Origin of the sequence: Symbiopectobacterium sp. RP (genome assembly GCF_050472005.1) — a bacterium.
Taxonomy (GTDB): Bacteria; Pseudomonadota; Gammaproteobacteria; order Enterobacterales; family Enterobacteriaceae; genus Symbiopectobacterium.
In genome coordinates this window covers 1,822,130-1,838,617 of the sequence record NZ_JBGOGS010000001.1, presented here as the reverse complement: position 1 = coordinate 1,838,617, position 16,488 = coordinate 1,822,130, and the positions used below count along the sequence as shown (strand labels likewise).

Sequence of the window (16,488 nt, the reverse complement as noted above, 5' to 3'; positions counted from 1 at the left end):
CCGAGAAGTGCCACAGCAGCACGCCACAACGCGCGCCACCGTTACTGATCTATAGTTATGACTCAGGCTTGTCCGTTTTTTCTTCCAGCACAGGCGATGAGGTATTCTCGTCATCTTCCTTTACCGGTGTGTTGGCGGTGAGCAGATAGGGTGACTGCTGCCAGCGGCTGCGACGGTGCTGCAACAGCGTGCGGGCCAGAATAATGCCGATCGCTAACGCCAGCAGAATCATCAGGCGCAAGATATTGGTAGTGTTATCGACCTGCTTGGCTTCGGTCGCCAACACGTGAGTATCGAGCGTCATGCGCAGAAACCCGATCGGGCCATCCTTGCCGTTGATGGGCTGCACAATCTGGTGGTTGAAATAACTCCCCACCCGCTTGCCATCCAGCGCCAGCCGATCGCGCACCACAACCTCTTCTCCAGTACGGGCAATCAATGAACCGTCCTGCTGATAGAGTGCCGCGTCGAGAATGCGACTATTTTGCGTTAACTGCGCCAGCATTGTGCTGATTTTCTGGCTGTTATCATCGTTGCTTTCCATCAGCGGCGTCAGGCTGAATGCCACCTGCCGCGCCAGCGTGCGTGCAATGTCTTCAAGCTGCTCGGAACCCGCCATTTGATGACTCAGGCTGAAATAGGACGCCCCCTGCATCAATGCAACCAGCAGCGCCAAGCAGATCAGTACAATAGCGGTGCGGTGTAAGCGGAATTTTAACCGGGTGTGGACCATGAGAATCCCTGAGCGATTTGCATACTTTCATGTTGCCAGAAGCGATAGCGATAGGGTAGCTTGTTGCCCTGTTTTCTGAGTGATGTTCTGTTATGTTTACCTGCGTCAATACGCGCTATTTTTGCCAGAAGAGGATGCCCCATGCCGAATAGTCAGACCTACCGCGATCTCCCTAACGAGATTAACTGTTGGCCGGGACTGCCGTTATCACTCAGCGGTGATGATGAAGTGATGCCGCTCGACTATCGCGCGGGGGACACCGGCTGGCTGCTGTACGGCGACGTACTGGATAAAAACTTGCTTTCGCGTTACCAGCGCAAGCTCGATGCGGTGATGGTAATCGTCAGCGCCTGGAACGTGGAAGATTATCAGGTGGTGCGTTTGGCCGGTTCGCTCACGCCACGCGCCACTAAACTGGCTCATGAACTGGGGATGGATGTGGCACCGATGTGCAACACCCCGACGCTGCGTGCGCCCGGTTTACTGGTGATGGACATGGATTCCACCGCCATTCAGATTGAGTGTATTGATGAAATCGCCAAACTGGCCGGCACCGGAGAGAAGGTGGCGGCGATCACCGAACGGGCGATGCGCGGTGAGTTGGATTTCTCCGCCAGTCTGCGCGAGCGCGTGGGCACCCTTAAGGGAGCCGATGCTGATATCCTGCAAAAAGTGCGCAAAAATCTGCCGCTGATGCCGGGGCTGACCTACATGGTAGAGCAGTTGCAGGCGGCGGGCTGGCACATCGCCATTGCGTCCGGCGGCTTCACCTATTTCGCCGATCATCTGAAAGAGAAACTCGGCCTGGTGGCGGCAGTGGCCAACGAAATGGGTTTGCGCGACTGTAAGCTGACCGGCGAAGTGGTAGGCCCGATCGTCGATGCCAAATATAAAGCCAAAACCCTGCGCCAATTGGCGGAGAAGCTGGAGATCCCCGAAGAGCAGACCATTGCCATCGGTGACGGGGCCAACGATCTGGTGATGATCAAGGCATCCGGGCTCGGCATCGCCTATCATGCCAAACCCAAAGTGAATGAGCAGGCCCCCGTCAGCATCCGTCACGCCGATTTGACCGGCGTAATGTGCGTACTGAGCGGCAGCCTGCGGCACGAAAAACGCTAAGAGCAGTGAGGTGAACCGTGGCAAAAGCCGTTAAACGCGCCTTCGTTTGCAACGAATGTGGTGCAGATTATCCGCGCTGGCAGGGCCAATGCAGCGCCTGTAACGCTTGGAACACCATTACCGAAGTGCGGCTGGCCGCCGCCGCTACGTCTCGCACCGATCGCCGTACTGGCTATGCGGGCGACCATGAAGGCATCAGCCGCGTACAAAAACTCTCTGATATCAGCCTAGAAGCGCTACCGCGTTTTTCCACCGGCTTTAGCGAGTTCGATCGCGTGTTGGGTGGCGGCGTGGTGCCCGGCAGCGCCATTCTGATCGGGGGCAACCCCGGTGCGGGGAAAAGTACCCTGCTGCTGCAAACATTGTGCAAACTCTCTGAACAGATGAAAACCCTGTACGTCACAGGAGAAGAGTCGCTACAGCAGGTGGCGATGCGCGCACACCGCTTGGGCCTGCCAACCCAGCATCTCAATATGCTGTCCGAAACCAGCATCGAGCAAATCTGTCTGATCGCCGAACAGGAGCAGCCCAGGCTGATGGTGATCGACTCGATTCAGGTGATGCATCTGGCCGATATCCAATCCTCACCCGGCAGCGTGTCACAGGTGCGGGAAACCGCCGCCTATCTCACCCGCTTGGCCAAAACGCGCGGTGTCGCTATTGTGATGGTGGGCCACGTTACCAAAGATGGTTCATTGGCTGGCCCCAAGGTGCTGGAGCACTGCATTGACTGCTCCGTGCTGCTCGACGGTAATGCAGATTCCCGTTTTCGTACCCTGCGCAGCCATAAAAACCGTTTCGGTGCCGTCAATGAATTGGGAGTGTTCGCCATAACCGAGCAGGGATTGCGCGAAGTCAGCAACCCCTCTGCCATTTTTCTCAGCCGGGGTGATGAAGTGATGTCCGGCAGCTCCGTTATGGTGGTGTGGGAAGGCACGCGTCCTCTGCTGGTGGAGATTCAGGCGTTGGTGGATCACTCGATGATGGCCAATCCTCGCCGCGTCGCCGTCGGTCTGGAACAGAACCGACTTGCGCTCCTGCTCGCCGTGTTACACCGCCACGGCGGACTGCAAATGGCGGATCAGGATGTGTTCGTGAACGTGGTTGGTGGTGTAAAAGTCACCGAAACCAGCGCCGATCTGGCACTGCTGCTATCGTTGGTCTCCAGCCTGCGCGACAGGCCGCTGCCGCAGGATCTGGTGGTGTTCGGCGAAGTGGGGCTATCCGGCGAGATAAGGCCAGTGCCCAGCGGTCAGGAACGTATTTCCGAAGCGGCCAAACACGGCTTCAAGCGCGCCATCGTCCCGCATGCCAATGCGCCAAAACGCCCCCCCGCCAACATGCAGGTGTTTGGCGTGAAAAAGCTGACTGACGCACTGGCGATCCTCGACGATCTTTAACGCCTAACCTGCGGGAACATGCGTGCAGGTTGAGAATGCTTGTGGTATCTTGGTTTAGCATGCTAAACACACGTGCTAAACCAAGAGTGCCTGACAATGTCATCTTTTGATTACCTGAAATCCGCCATCCGCAAGAAAGGGTGTACCCTTCAGCAGGTTGCCGACGCAACCGGTATGACCAAGGGCTATCTCAGCCAATTGCTGAATGCCAAGATCAAAAACCCCAGCGCTCAAAAGCTGGAAGCGCTGCACCGTTTTCTGGAACTGGAATTTCCCCGCCACGACAAAACCATCGGGGTGGTGTTCGGAAAGTTTTATCCTCTGCATACCGGCCATATCTACCTGATCCAGCGCACCTGTAGTCAGGTTGATGAATTGCATGTGATCCTGGGTTACGACGGATCACGCGACAGCCTGCTGTTTGAGCACAGCGCCATGTCGCAGCAGCCCACCGTAAGCGATCGTCTGCGTTGGCTGCTACAAACTTTCAAATATCAGAAGAATACCCGCATTCACGCCTTTAACGAAGAAGGCATGGAGCCTTACCCGCACGGCTGGGATGTATGGAGTCGCGCTATCAAGGCCTTTATGCAAGAGAAGGCGATTGAACCCAACTTTGTCTATACCAGCGAAGCCAAAGATGCCCCGCAGTACCGCGAACAGTTAGGCATCGACGCGGTGTTGGTTGACCCAGAACGCTCATTTATGAACATCAGCGGCGCACAGATCCGTCACGATCCGTTCCGCTATTGGGATTATATTCCCACCGAAGTGAAGCCCTTTTTCGTGCGCACCGTTGCCATTCTCGGCGGCGAATCTAGCGGTAAATCGACGCTGGTCAACAAGCTCGCCAATATCTTCAATACCACCAGCGCCTGGGAGTTTGGCCGGGACTATGTCTTTTCCCATCTGGGCGGCGACGAGATGGCGCTGCAATATTCCGACTACGACAAAATCGCGCTAGGACAAGCTCAATACATTGATTTTGCAGTGAAATATGCCAATAAAGTGGCCTTTATCGATACTGATTTCATTACCACACAGGCATTTTGCAAGCAGTATGAAGGACGCGAACACCCTTTTGTCCAGGCGTTGATTGACGAATACCGGTTTGATCTGGTGATTCTGCTGGAAAACAATACGCCGTGGGTCGCGGATGGTTTACGTAGCCTGGGTAGCAGTACCGCACGCAGCGCGTTCCAAACGCTACTCAAAACCATGCTGGTGAAGAATAACGTCCCTTACGTACACGTAACCGAATCAGATTATGATTCGCGCTTCCTGCGCTGCGTGGAACTAGTACAACAAATGCTGTCGCACCGTACGTCTGGCGGGCCAGATACGGCGACGCTGTAATCAACGACGGATTACCACTGCCAGCGGCGAGAGGGGGTTAGAATGGCGGGCAACGGGATGTCCCACGCTTCGTTCGGGATGGCATCGACCTGCTGGCAGTCATGGGCCAAGCCAATCGGGTATGGCCCCCGCTGTTGCCAGCGCTGTAAGGTCCGGTCATAAAACCCGCCGCCCATGCCCAGCCGTTGTCCCTGCGCATCGAACGCCACCAACGGCGTAAACAGTACATCGAGTTGGATTAGCGGCAACACGCGGCGCACATCCAGACGCGGCTCAAAGATCTTCAGGCGATTCTTCACCAGCGGTGTCTGCGCATCGTAGTGTAAAAACAGCAAATGTCCCGGCGAAAACGGGTGCAGTACCGGCAGATACACCGCCTTTCCCTGCTGCCACAAACGGGCAATCAACGGCTGGGTATCCAGCTCACCGTCAAACGACAAAAACAGCGCAATCCGCTGTCCCTGCTGCACTTCAGGTTGTTCCAACGCACGTTCGGCAATCTGCTGGGCAAACCGGGCTTGTTGTTCCTGCGTGAGCGCACGGCGCAGCTGACGCACGCGATCGCGTATGGCCTGACGCTGTTGCTGTGGCAAAATGGGCATGGACGCAGAAGTCATAGACAATAACAGGGAAAAGAAAGGAGAGAAGGGATCTCCGAGATGCCGCCGCAGGTGGTAACCCTTGAACCCTTGGTTCAAGGTGAACATACCGTCGCAACCTTAAGGCTTCTCGGACGAACCGAGCATGCTCACCGGCTGCGGAGCGTTACATTCTGTTGGTTTGAAATATCGGCTCAGGGGACTGACCCGCAGACAAACACCTCAGAGAAATTTTATTCTTTACTGTGAATAACTCTATCACGCTTTATAGCGAAAAACATCGGGCAACTAACAAAAATCAATTTAAAAAACCAAAACGCGGAGCAAGGCGCTAGCCCCTCTCGACTCACTCGAAAAGCGTGCCCTGACGCTCGGTTATGCGCCCTTGTTCCAGCAAAGCCTGCTCGATGGTCTGCTGCAACATACGGATGCGCTGCTCCATATTTGCCGCGTAATCACGCGTTTTCAAGCGCTCTTGTGCCAATTCATGGCACACGTTAAGTGCAGCGATAAACACCAATTGTTCCGTGTTGGTCACGCGTGTGCGCACTTTGAGATCCTGCAACCGCTGGTTAAGATCTTCCGCAGCCTGATTCAACGCTTCCTGTTGTTCCGGCGGACAATTGACTCTTAAGGAACGGCCAAAGATTTGAATATCTACTGGTTGTGCAGACATGCCCCTTTCCTGCCTCATTTCGTTTTCTGCGCCGCAGAAAAAATTCATATCACGGACTGGCGACAGCCCCTTCACGCGGGCGCCACTATAATAACTCAACATAGAAGAAACAAGCCCTTTCTGGCATAGCAGCCGAGCTTGGTGGTAGCATAACACGATACCAACCCGCCAACGATGAACAAAGCACATGTCCATAGAAACCACGTATCCCGGCTATGAAACCCTAGACGTGTTCCTGACACAGCAACAAGTTGCACTGACGGCAGCGGAAATGCACGGGCTTATCAGCGGTATCCTGTGCGGGTGCAACACCGATGACAGCTGGGAAACGTTGTTACACGAACTGACTAACGATGGTCTGGCGTTCTCTCACTTGGTTTCTCAGCCGCTGCAAACGCTGTATCAGGTCACTAAAGAAACTCTAGAAGAGAGCGAATTTGAATTCCAACTGCTGCTACCGGATGACGACAACACGGCGGTAAGCGTGTTTGATCGTGCCGACGCGCTGGCCGGATGGGTCAATCACTTTCTACTCGGGCTGGGCGTCGTTCAGCCACGTCTGAACAAGGCGCAGGGCGAATTGAAAGAAGCCATCGACGATTTGCGCAATATTGCCCAGCTTGGCTATGACGAAGATGAAGATCAGGAAGAGCTGGCGCAATCGCTGGAAGAAATCATCGAATACGTCAGAGTTTCCGCCATTCTCTGCCACAGTGAATATACACGCCCGGTACAGACAGTACCGGAGAAGAAAAAACCAACGCTACATTAATCGCGCATCCAGCCTTACCCGCAGGGGTTCCCACGCAGGAGGGAATTACCGAATGCGCATCACACAGGAGCAGGTGATGATTCAACAAGACGCTTTTGGTCAGGAATATACTCGCCGCCGCCAGCAGTTGCTCGAAAAAATGGCTCCCGCCAGCGCGGCGATATTTTTTGCCGCACCGGAAGCCACGCGCAGCGCTGACAGTGAGTACCCTTATCGTCAGAACAGCGATTTCTGGTACTTCACCGGATTTAACGAGCCGGAAGCGGTGCTGTTACTGGTAAAAAGCGATGAGCACCATCACCACACCGTCCTGTTCAACCGCGTGCACGATGTCACGGCGGAAATCTGGTTTGGACGCCGTCTGGGGCAGGAAGCGGCCCCTTCGCGCTTGAATGCCGATCGCGCCTTGCCATTTAGCGACATCAATGCGCAGTTGCACCTGCTGCTCAACGGACTGGACGTGATTTACTACGCACAAGGGCTGTACGAGTACGCGGACCGCCTGCTGTTCAACGCACTGGAGACGCTGCGAAACGGCACGCGTCAGGGGCTTATCGCACCGCCGACGCAGACCGACTGGCGCCCCTGGGTGCACGAGATGCGCCTGTTTAAATCCCCGAAAGAGCTAGAGCTGATGCGTCGGGCTGGAGAGATCACCGCCAAGGCCCATACTCGCGCCATGACAAGCTGTGAACCTGGGATGTACGAATACCAATTGGAAGGGGAAATTCATCATGAATTTACCCGCCACGGTGCGCGCTATCCTTCGTATAACACAATTGTCGGCAGCGGTGATAACGGCTGTATTCTGCACTACACCGAAAACGAACGGCAAATGCACGAGGGCGATTTGGTGTTGATTGACGCGGGCTGCGAATATCAGGGCTATGCCGGTGATATCACGCGGACCTTCCCGGTAAGTGGAAAATTCAGCCACCCGCAGCGCGCGATTTACGATATTGTGCTGGCTTCACAGCGCAAAGCGCTGGCGCTATTCAAACCCGGTGTCAGCATTCGTGAAGTGAATGAGCAGGTGATTCGTATCATGGTCGAAGGGTTGGTTAAACTCGGCGTGCTGAAAGGTAGCGTCGATGAACTGATCGCCGAACAGGCACACCGCGCGTTCTACATGCACGGACTCAGCCATTGGCTGGGGCTGGACGTGCACGATGTTGGCGATTACGGCACGTCAGAGCGCAGCCGTTTGCTGGAACCCGGCATGGTACTCACCGTCGAACCGGGGCTCTATATCGCGCCAGACTCCAAAGTGCCCCATGAATATCGCGGCATCGGTATCCGCATTGAGGATGACATTCTGATTACTGACAGCGGTAACGAAGTATTGACGGCGGGCGTCGTAAAAGACGCCGACGACATTGAAGCGTTGATGGCACAGGCCCGTGCCGTACGCCAGGCAGCGAGATAATCGCGATGACGATCCTGATAGTTGGCGGAGGCATGGCGGGAGCAACGCTGGCACTGGCCATTTCCTCCCTTTCCGGCGGCACCCTACCCGTCGAGGTGATAGAAGCACACTCGCCGCTGGACAGCGCGCATCCCGGCTTCGACGCCCGCGCTATCGCGCTGGCTCAAGGCACTGTGCAGCAGCTTAAGCGTATCGGCATCTGGCAAACTATCGCCAGCGAAGCGGAACCCATCACCGCGGTGCACGTCAGCGATCGCGGCCACGCCGGTATGGTCAACATGCAGGCCAGTGATTATCGTACCGCCGCATTGGGTTACGTGGTTGAGCTACATCAGGTTGGTCAAACCCTGTTTCGGTTACTCCACAGTGCGCCAGGCGTACGCGTGCACTGCCCACGCAAGGTAGTACACGTTGAACGCAGTGCCGAACAGGCCACCCTGCAACTGGATGACGGCAGTACGCTGTGCGGGCAGCTCTTGGTGGCAGCAGACGGCTCCGCCTCCGCGCTGGCTCGGGCCTGCGGCATGCAGTGGCAGACAGAGGAGTATCCGCAGTTTGCCGTTATTGCCAACATCCGCACCCGCTTGCCTCATGCGGGAAAAGCCTTTGAGCGCTTTACCCCTGACGGCCCGTTAGCACTATTACCCATGCGCGGTGGACGCAGTTCGTTGGTATGGTGCCACCCGTTATCAAACCAGACGCAGGTGAGCGCCTGGAGCGAGGCCGAATGCCGCGCTGCGTTGCAACGCGCCTTTGGCTGGCGATTGGGCGCAATTACCCACATCGGCGAACGTCACACCTATCCGCTGCGACTGGTGACGGCGGCACGGCATATCGCGCACCGCGTGGCGCTGGTGGGCAATGCGGCGCAAACGCTGCACCCGATTGCCGGACAGGGGTTCAATCTCGGGCTGCGCGACGTGATGTCGCTGGCAGAAACCCTGACACAGGCCGCCACGCAACAGGAAGAAACCGGCAGCTATCGCGTGCTGAGCCGCTATGCCCAGCGCCGAGAACCCGATCAGCAGGCGACCATTGCGCTGACAGACGGTCTGGTACGCCTGTTTGCCAACAGTGTTACCTCGCTGGAAGTGGGTCGCAATCTGGGTTTGATGACCATGAATACCGTTGCGCCCGTGCGTGATACCTTTGCACGCCGCACGTTGGGTTGGGTCGATTGTTAATGCAAGCAACAGGAAACAGGGCTTATGCAATCATTTGATGTGGTTATCGCGGGCGGCGGCATGGTCGGTCTGGCATTAGCCTGCGGGCTGCAACAATCCGGGCTACGCATTGCCGTTCTGGAACAGCGTACGCCACCACAGACGGCCGCGGACGGGGCTTATGCGCTGCGCGTCTCCGCCATTAACGCGGCCAGCGAATGCCTGCTGCGTCATCTCGATGTCTGGCAAGCGATCGAAGCACAGCGCATCAGCCCCTATAACGCCATGTACGTGTGGGACAAAGACAGCTTTGGCAATATCCATTTTGAGGGCGAGGCCCATGGTTTTTCCCGCCTCGGCCACATTATCGAAAATGATGTCATTCAACGCGCCCTGTGGCAACGAGCCGAAAAAGCAAAAGACATTACCCTAGTGGCACCGGCGGTATTGCAGCAGGTGGCCTGGGGCGAGAACGAAGCATTTATCACGCGGGACGATGGCACCATGCTCACGGCGCGCCTAGTGGTCGGCGCAGACGGTGCGCACTCCTGGCTACGTCAGCAGGCCGATATCCCACTGACGTTCTGGGATTACGGTCATCATGCACTGGTGGCAACGGTACGCACCGAACGCCCGCACGACGGCGTGGCACGCCAGGTGTTCCACGGCGATGGCATTCTGGCGTTTCTGCCGTTGGCGGAGGCAAACCTGTGCTCGATTGTCTGGTCGCTGCCACCGTTGCAGGCAGAATCCATGCTGGCACTGCCCAAGGAGGCTTTCGATCAGCAATTGGCGATCGCCTTTGACACGTATCTTGGGCGGTGCACCACCATCAGTGCCCGGCAAACACACCCGTTAACCGGACGCTATGCGCGCAGCTTTGCCGCGCATCGACTGGCGCTGGTGGGCGATGCTGCACATACCATCCACCCTCTGGCCGGACAGGGCATCAACCTCGGGTTTATGGATGTCTCCACGCTGATCGCCGAAATCAAACGCTTACAGGGGCAAGGTAAGGATTTCGGGCAATACCTCTACCTGCGACGCTATGAACGCCAACGTAAGCACAGTGCCGCGCTGATGTTGGCCAGCATGCAAGGGTTCAGGGAACTGTTTAACGGAGAGAACCCAGCGAAAAAATTGCTACGGGATATTGGCCTGACGCTGGTGAACCGCCTGCCGGGGGTGAAACCGGTGCTGCTGCGTCAGGCGATGGGATTAAATGACCTGCCGGAATGGCTGGCGCACACCGCTACGCCGCAGTAAGTAAAACGGTACGCCAGAGCGGACGAACTGTCAGACCGCTGGCAAAGTCACTTTCCTCCTCGTCATCCTCGGCGAAAGCCGGGGATCTCTGTGAGAAGAAACGCATTTCATCTGCACGAGATTCCCACCTTCGCGCGAATGACGGAGGTGGCGGAAATGCCGGAGGTCGGGAAGCGTTACTGTTTTCGGTAGGTTTGTCAGTAAATTCTCGGTACGCCTGAGGGGGCGTACCGTTAACATTGCTTCTTTTCGTGACGCCTCGCTTTGTCCAGATAGCCCATCAGAAACGCCGACAACACAAACGTCAGGTGGATAATCATATACCACATCAGCTTGTTATCCTGCGTATTGCGCGCATCCATAAACACGGGCAGCAAATGAATGGAAGAGATGGCGACGATCGATGCCGCCACTTTATTTTTGAGTGAGCCGGAATCCATTTTGCCGAGCCAGCTCAGTTTCTCCCGATCCTCATCAATGTTCAGCGTCGAAACAAAGTTCTCATAGCTAGACAGCATCAGCATTACCAACAGACCGCCTACCAGCGTCATGTCAATCAGCGACAGCAGTACTAGGATCAGATCGGCCTCTGCCAATGCAAAGACGCTTGGCAGAATGTGAAACACTTCCTGGAAAAATTTGAGCATCAGCGCCAGTAACCCGAGCGACAGTCCTAGGTAGATCGGGGCCAGCAACCAACGCGAGGTGTACATCAGGTTTTCAATAAAACGTTCCATAGTTCTTCTTTTCGCAGGTGAATAACCACCGTCGCGTAATGGGCACACGACGGCAAAACGCACAGTTTACTGATCGACCACTGAACCATCTATAGTCAACCGACTTAAAAATGATTACAGCCAATGCCCTGATATGTGGCAAAAAAATACAGCTAATTGTTATCAAAATAATGTCGCTTGGCTATATATGAACAAATTCGTCGCGCTACTCCTTTCGATGGCAGCCGCCTTGTCGGGCTGTACCTCTCCCGTAAACACACAGCAGTCAAACAGGCATATCTACATTGTTCACGGATACGACGCTTCACCGTCAGAGCATTGGTTCGCGTGGCTGAAAAGCGAGATGGAGAAAACGGAAGCCAGGGTGTCGATCATTGATTTACCCACCCCTGACGATCCCCAACCGCAGGCGTGGCAACGGGCCCTCGAAACACAGGTGACATCGCTGGATAGCAACACCTATTTTGTCGCGCACAGTCTTGGCAGCATTACGCTGTTGAGATTCCTTGAAAAACACCCGGGCAACGCACCTATCGGCGGCTATATTCTGGTTTCCGGTTTCAATGAGCGTCTGCCGACGCTTCCGCAGCTCGACCGCTTCATAAAACCGGATATTGATTATGGCAAACTGGTGCAGAGGGCAAGCAGCCGCGTTGTCATCTCTGCACCTGATGATAGTGTGGTTCGTTACCGATTCAGTCAGGCGTTGGCGAAATTCCTTGATGCCCGGTTCATTACGGTTGAGCAGGGTAACCACTTTCTGGCAAGTGATGGATTTACCGAATTCCCTCTGGTGCTGGCTGAGCTACAGAAGGCCATAGCCGCATCAGGGCGGTGAGCCGCTGGCGTCAGACGAGCAGCAGAATCAGGATACGCTCGGCACAATGCCTGTGGGCTACGAGAAATGCGCCTGCGCAGCCCGCCGTACATTGGCGATTTCGTCGAGCAATTCCAACCACTCCTGCTCCAGTTCCAGCACGTCCGTTCCCTTACGCAGTGCGGTTTCCAGCGTGTAACACAGTTGCTTCAAGCGTGGCACGCCGCTGTAGCCGCAACTGCCGTGCAGTTTATGAATCAGAGGCAGTGTATCTGCCACCGGGTGGCCCGCCAACAGCGTTTCGATGTGTTGCTGCACGTCGGGCAGGGAATCCAGCAGCATTTGCAGCAGATCGCGCGCCAGATCGGGTTTATTCGCTGCCTGACGGGTTGCCAGCGACCAGTCGAGCGAGAGCTGGCTGTCATCATGTTCAGCCAGCAATTGCGCCATGCTGCCGTTCTCGCTCTCAATCGGTATACCCGGTTGTTGGGTATAACGCGTCAATACCGACGCCAGCATCTGCTCATCAATCGGTTTAGCCAGATAACCATCCATTCCCGCTTGCAACAATGATTTGCGCTCGTCACTCAGCGAATGGGCGCTGACCGCAATAATCGGCGTAGTAGCGTGGCGGGAAAGCTGACGGATGTGTTCGCTGGCGCGAATGCCATCCATGCCGGGCATTTGGATATCCATCAGGATGACGTCGATATCCTGCATTGCCGCCTGTGCGATAGCCTCTTCACCGCTGTCGCACAGCAGGGTGTTTTCCACCTGCTCTTCCAGCAGCGTGCCGATCAGTTTCAGGTTAGCCGGATTGTCATCCACCGCCATCACACACAGCGGCAAGCGCTGTATGGGCAGCGTTGCTGGTTGCGTTGCTGGCAGCAACGATAGCTGCTGGATCAACAGACCTTCCTGTATTAAGGGCAACAGGCGTACCGAGGAAAGGGGTTTACTCAGACAGGCGTGGATACCGAAGGATTTCAACTGTTCAGCATCCATTTGTGCCAGACTGGGCAAGGCCAAAATAACACAAGCTGCTTTGCGGCTCATGTCGCGCAACTGTGAGGTGTAATCCAGCAAGTTATTACGATGCCGAACGGGAACGCCGAGCAGCAAAATATCGAAATGTTGCGGCGGTAACTGTTCAAGGGTCACGCTAAAGTGCACCTGCAACGGCGTTTGCCCCAGAATATCTAATCCGGCTTGCGCGGCGGAGGCGTTGGCTTCCACATAGGCAATGCTGTGTCCTTGCAGTACGGAGAGATTGTTCTCTGCCATGCTGCTGTGCGGATCGCAGGTTAACGTAATGTGGAACCAAAAGGTGGAGCCTTGGTTTACCGCGCTTTGGAAGCGAATATCGCCGCCCATCTCTTTCACCAGTCGCTGGGTGATAACCAGCCCCAGCCCGGTGCCGCCATGGCGGCGGGAAATGCTGGTATCTGCCTGCCGAAATGCCTGAAACAACTGTGTCTGCTGTCCCTCGGCGATGCCAATACCGGTATCTCGGATCTGAATTTCCAACTCCAGCTGTTTATGGCTTTGACGGTGGCGTTCAATGCGGATATCGATATTGCCCTTTTCGGTGAATTTGATGGCATTGCTCAGCAGATTGGTGATCACCTGTTGCAGACGCATCGGATCGCCGATAAAACGTTCGGGTACGCCTGACTGAATGTTGAGCGTCAGCTCTAATCCCTTCTCATGGGCAGTGTGCGCCAACAGCGTGATGACATCATCCAGCGTGTTATGCAATGAGAATGGGATGTTTTCCAACACAAGTTTGCCCGCTTCGAGCTTGGAGAAATCCAGCACGTCATTGATGATGGTCAGCAGGTTGTTGGCGGAACGCTCGATAGTGCGCAAATAGTCGGTCTGGGTTGCGGTTAACGTAGTTTTCAGCGTTTGACGGGTGAAACCGATCACGCCGTTAAGCGGGGTACGCAGCTCGTGCGACATGTTGGCTAAAAACTCGGACTTGATACGCGCGGCCTCTTGCGCCCGCTTTTTCGCCAAATCCAGCTCGACGTTCTGGATCTCCATCTGTTCCAGCGTCTCTCTCAGATCGTAAGTGGCCTGATCGATGTTTTGCCGCATCTCCTCGTGGTAGGCCGTCAGGGACATCGCCATGGCGTTAATGCCATTCTTCAGCATATCCAACTCGCCCAGCATGCACCCTTCTGCACGGCTGTCCAATTGACCGCGCCGGATACGATCGACGGTATCCACCATATTGTGTATCGGCATGGTGACATCACGCACCAGACGGTAGGCGAACAGACCTGCAATCGCCATGCACAGCAGCATCAACAGCGTGGCGATAAAGGTCTCCTGATACTGTTGCAGCACGATGGAGTCGGTATCCAGCTCCAGCAACACATACCCCACGGTCGCGCCGGGGCGCTCAACCTTGCCCGCATGACGGGTGAATTCCGGGCCGATGGTGATAGGCATATGCAGTAACAGCTTGTCATCAACCTGGTGAGAATGTAGCTCTGACGGCATCGACTGCTGTTTTACCGCATCAATCAGTTGGGTGATATGGCGCGAATCGGTGCTGAATAACACCTGATGTTGTGCGTTAGTGATGATAATGGCGCGTACAATGTCGGAATGACGCCGATGCAGCATATTGATTAGCTGCTGAATCATCTCCTGCTGGTTGGCTACCAGCGAATAGGCAGCGACGGCGGAAAGCGGCTCAATAATACTGGCCCCCGCGCTGGCAAGCTGGTCCTGCAACTGATTGCTGCGGTGAATAACGAAGAAGGTACTGAGCAGCAACCCGATAATCAGTGTCGGAGCCAGAATCAGTATCATCATGCGGGCACGCAGACTGTATTTGGTCATGAGGTTCCAATGTGGGAGAATTAGGCACAGATGTTCAGCTTAAAGACACAATAGCAAACTATGGCGCAATTCTACTCTCCAAACCTGCGTGTGACGACCCGGCAAACCATTAACGTGACCGATCTCGATCCCTTCGGACAGGGTGTAGCGCGTCATCAAGGCAAAACCGTTTTCGTGCCCGGCGCGCTGCCGGACGAGCAGGCGGAAGTCCGGCTGACCGAGGATAAACGTCAGTATGCGCGTGCTGAACTTAAACGGCTGCTGACGCGCAGTGCGCAACGTGTGGAAGCGCGCTGTCCGCACTTTGGCGTGTGCGGTGGCTGTCAGCAGCAGCATGCCGATGTCGCGTTGCAACAGCGTAGCAAATCGGCCGCGCTGCAAAAGCTGATAACGCGAGAAACCGGATAAACGCTGATGGATATTGGACTGATTGCGGGGCCGGCCTATAGTTACCGTCGGCGTGCGCGTCTTGCGTTATATAGCCAACCGACATTATTTTGATAACAGCCAGCTATGCTTTTTTGCCGCATATCAGGGTATCTGTTGTAATCATTTTTAAGTCGGTTTGCTATACTTTTTGACGGGAGACAAACCTGCGTCAGCGGGTGGAAAAGCAGCAGCCCGCGCCAAATCAGTGCCTCAACCCGCGTCGGGTTTGCGCATGGGATACCGCCAGGAGCAATCGCACGATGTGGTGGATATCGCGACCTGCCCGGTGTTGGCACCGGAACTGAATGCACTGTTAGCCCCACTGCGTCACTGCCTCAGCCAGTTGCAAGGGGTGAAACGGCTCAGCTATGTGGAACTGGTGCTGGCGGATAACGGCCCGCTGCTGGTGTTGCGCCATCTTGATGCCCTGAGCGCGGTGGATACCGATGCTTTACGCGCGTTTTCCGCAGCCCAGCAGGTGGCTATCTATCTGGCACCGGAGGCTGATATCGTCATCCCTCTGACGGGCGAAACGCCGGTTTATCGTGTGAACGACATGACGCTCGCCTTCAGCCCGCGCGACTTTATTCAGGTCAATGACGCGGTGAATCAGCAGATGGTGGCACAGGAACTGGCGTGGCTGGATGTACAGCCGCAAGACCGTATTCTGGATCTGTTTTGCGGCATGGGCAATTTCACATTGCAGCTGGCAACGCGTGCGGCAGAGGTGATCGGTGTCGAAGGTGTGCCGGCGCTGGTGGAGAAAGGACGAGAGAATGTGCGCCGTAACGGCTTGTCTAACGTCACATTTTCTCACCAAAATCTCGACGAGGATGTGGCACAACAGTCTTGGAGCGCCTAGGGATTTGATAAGATACTGCTAGATCCGGCACGCGCCGGGGCGGCGGAAGTGATGCCGCAAATTGTTAAACTTGCACCACAGCGTGTGGTCTATGTTTCGTGTAACCCCACCACGTTGGCGCGGGACAGTAAAGTGCTGTTGGCCGCAGGTTACACGTTGGCGCAGGTCGCCATGTTGGATATGTTTCCTCACACCGGCCACCTTGAATCGATGGTACTGTTTTTGCAGCGTTCTGGTAAGGCGGCACGCTCTGGCAAAGCGGCATTGTAGGGAGAGT

The 16,488-nt window shown here is 55.6% G+C and carries 13 protein-coding genes, 1 other RNA gene and 1 pseudogene; 9 read left to right on the top strand and 6 right to left on the bottom strand.

Annotation, left to right across the window (positions count from 1 at the left end; translation table 11 throughout):
- Positions 1–55 precede the first annotated feature (55 nt).
- Positions 56–733, bottom strand: coding sequence for a YtjB family periplasmic protein (locus ACD630_RS12275; RefSeq protein ID WP_430359213.1), 678 nt, complete (start codon positions 731–733; stop codon positions 56–58).
- A gap of 141 nt (positions 734–874) precedes the next feature.
- Here ACD630_RS12275 and serB point away from each other — a divergent pair, with 141 nt between their 5' ends.
- The 3 genes from serB (at position 875) to nadR (ending at position 4,611) form a co-directional block, all read left to right on the top strand.
- Positions 875–1,855 (top strand): phosphoserine phosphatase, encoded by a 981-nt coding sequence (gene serB, locus ACD630_RS12270; protein WP_430359212.1) that lies wholly within the window; start codon positions 875–877, stop codon positions 1,853–1,855.
- A gap of 17 nt (positions 1,856–1,872) precedes the next feature.
- The gene (gene radA / locus ACD630_RS12265; RefSeq protein ID WP_430359211.1) at positions 1,873–3,255 is read left to right on the top strand and encodes a DNA repair protein RadA; all 1,383 of its coding nucleotides are present in this window, start codon (positions 1,873–1,875) and stop codon (positions 3,253–3,255) included.
- Positions 3,256–3,351: 96 nt separating this feature from the next.
- Complete coding sequence (gene nadR, locus ACD630_RS12260; RefSeq protein ID WP_430359210.1) at positions 3,352–4,611, top strand: multifunctional transcriptional regulator/nicotinamide-nucleotide adenylyltransferase/ribosylnicotinamide kinase NadR; 1,260 nt, start codon at positions 3,352–3,354, stop codon at positions 4,609–4,611.
- 11 nt (positions 4,612–4,622) lie between these two features.
- Here the strand turns inward: nadR and ACD630_RS12255 are convergent, their stop codons facing one another.
- The 3 genes from ACD630_RS12255 to zapA form a co-directional block, all read right to left on the bottom strand.
- Positions 4,623–5,228 (bottom strand): 5-formyltetrahydrofolate cyclo-ligase, encoded by a 606-nt coding sequence (locus ACD630_RS12255; RefSeq protein WP_430360013.1) that lies wholly within the window; start codon positions 5,226–5,228, stop codon positions 4,623–4,625.
- Positions 5,229–5,258: 30 nt separating this feature from the next.
- A non-coding RNA gene (gene ssrS, locus ACD630_RS12250) (6S RNA) lies at positions 5,259–5,442 on the bottom strand.
- A 114-nt stretch (positions 5,443–5,556) separates the two neighbouring features.
- The gene (gene zapA, locus ACD630_RS12245) at positions 5,557–5,886 is read right to left on the bottom strand and encodes a cell division protein ZapA (protein WP_430360012.1); all 330 of its coding nucleotides are present in this window, start codon (positions 5,884–5,886) and stop codon (positions 5,557–5,559) included.
- 187 nt (positions 5,887–6,073) lie between these two features.
- Between zapA and ACD630_RS12240 the strand changes: the two genes are divergently transcribed.
- From ACD630_RS12240 to ubiI, 4 genes are all read left to right on the top strand, one after another.
- Positions 6,074–6,658 carry a YecA family protein gene (locus tag ACD630_RS12240; protein ID WP_430359209.1) on the top strand — a complete coding sequence of 195 codons (585 nt, stop codon included), beginning with the start codon at positions 6,074–6,076 and terminating at the stop codon, positions 6,656–6,658.
- 76 nt (positions 6,659–6,734) lie between these two features.
- Positions 6,735–8,084 carry a Xaa-Pro aminopeptidase gene (gene pepP, locus ACD630_RS12235; protein ID WP_430359208.1) on the top strand — a complete coding sequence of 450 codons (1,350 nt, stop codon included), beginning with the start codon at positions 6,735–6,737 and terminating at the stop codon, positions 8,082–8,084.
- Between the two features lie 5 nt (positions 8,085–8,089).
- The gene (gene ubiH / locus ACD630_RS12230; RefSeq protein WP_430359207.1) at positions 8,090–9,268 is read left to right on the top strand and encodes a 2-octaprenyl-6-methoxyphenyl hydroxylase; all 1,179 of its coding nucleotides are present in this window, start codon (positions 8,090–8,092) and stop codon (positions 9,266–9,268) included.
- 24 nt (positions 9,269–9,292) lie between these two features.
- Complete coding sequence (gene ubiI, locus ACD630_RS12225) at positions 9,293–10,513, top strand: FAD-dependent 2-octaprenylphenol hydroxylase (RefSeq protein WP_430359206.1); 1,221 nt, start codon at positions 9,293–9,295, stop codon at positions 10,511–10,513.
- A gap of 233 nt (positions 10,514–10,746) precedes the next feature.
- On the opposite strand, the gene ACD630_RS12220 is transcribed toward ubiI, so the two are convergent.
- Positions 10,747–11,250: a TIGR00645 family protein gene (locus ACD630_RS12220; RefSeq protein ID WP_430359205.1), complete on the bottom strand. Its 504-nt coding sequence runs from the start codon at positions 11,248–11,250 to the stop codon at positions 10,747–10,749.
- A gap of 133 nt (positions 11,251–11,383) precedes the next feature.
- Between ACD630_RS12220 and ACD630_RS12215 the strand changes: the two genes are divergently transcribed.
- Positions 11,384–12,088, top strand: a complete 705-nt coding sequence (locus ACD630_RS12215) for an RBBP9/YdeN family alpha/beta hydrolase (protein ID WP_430359204.1) — start codon at positions 11,384–11,386, stop codon at positions 12,086–12,088.
- Positions 12,089–12,145: 57 nt separating this feature from the next.
- Here the strand turns inward: ACD630_RS12215 and barA are convergent, their stop codons facing one another.
- Positions 12,146–14,920, bottom strand: a complete 2,775-nt coding sequence (gene barA, locus ACD630_RS12210; RefSeq protein WP_430359203.1) for a two-component sensor histidine kinase BarA — start codon at positions 14,918–14,920, stop codon at positions 12,146–12,148.
- A gap of 60 nt (positions 14,921–14,980) precedes the next feature.
- Here barA and rlmD point away from each other — a divergent pair.
- Positions 14,981–16,481, top strand: a pseudogene (gene rlmD, locus ACD630_RS12205) (23S rRNA (uracil(1939)-C(5))-methyltransferase RlmD).
- Positions 16,482–16,488 lie beyond the last annotated feature (7 nt).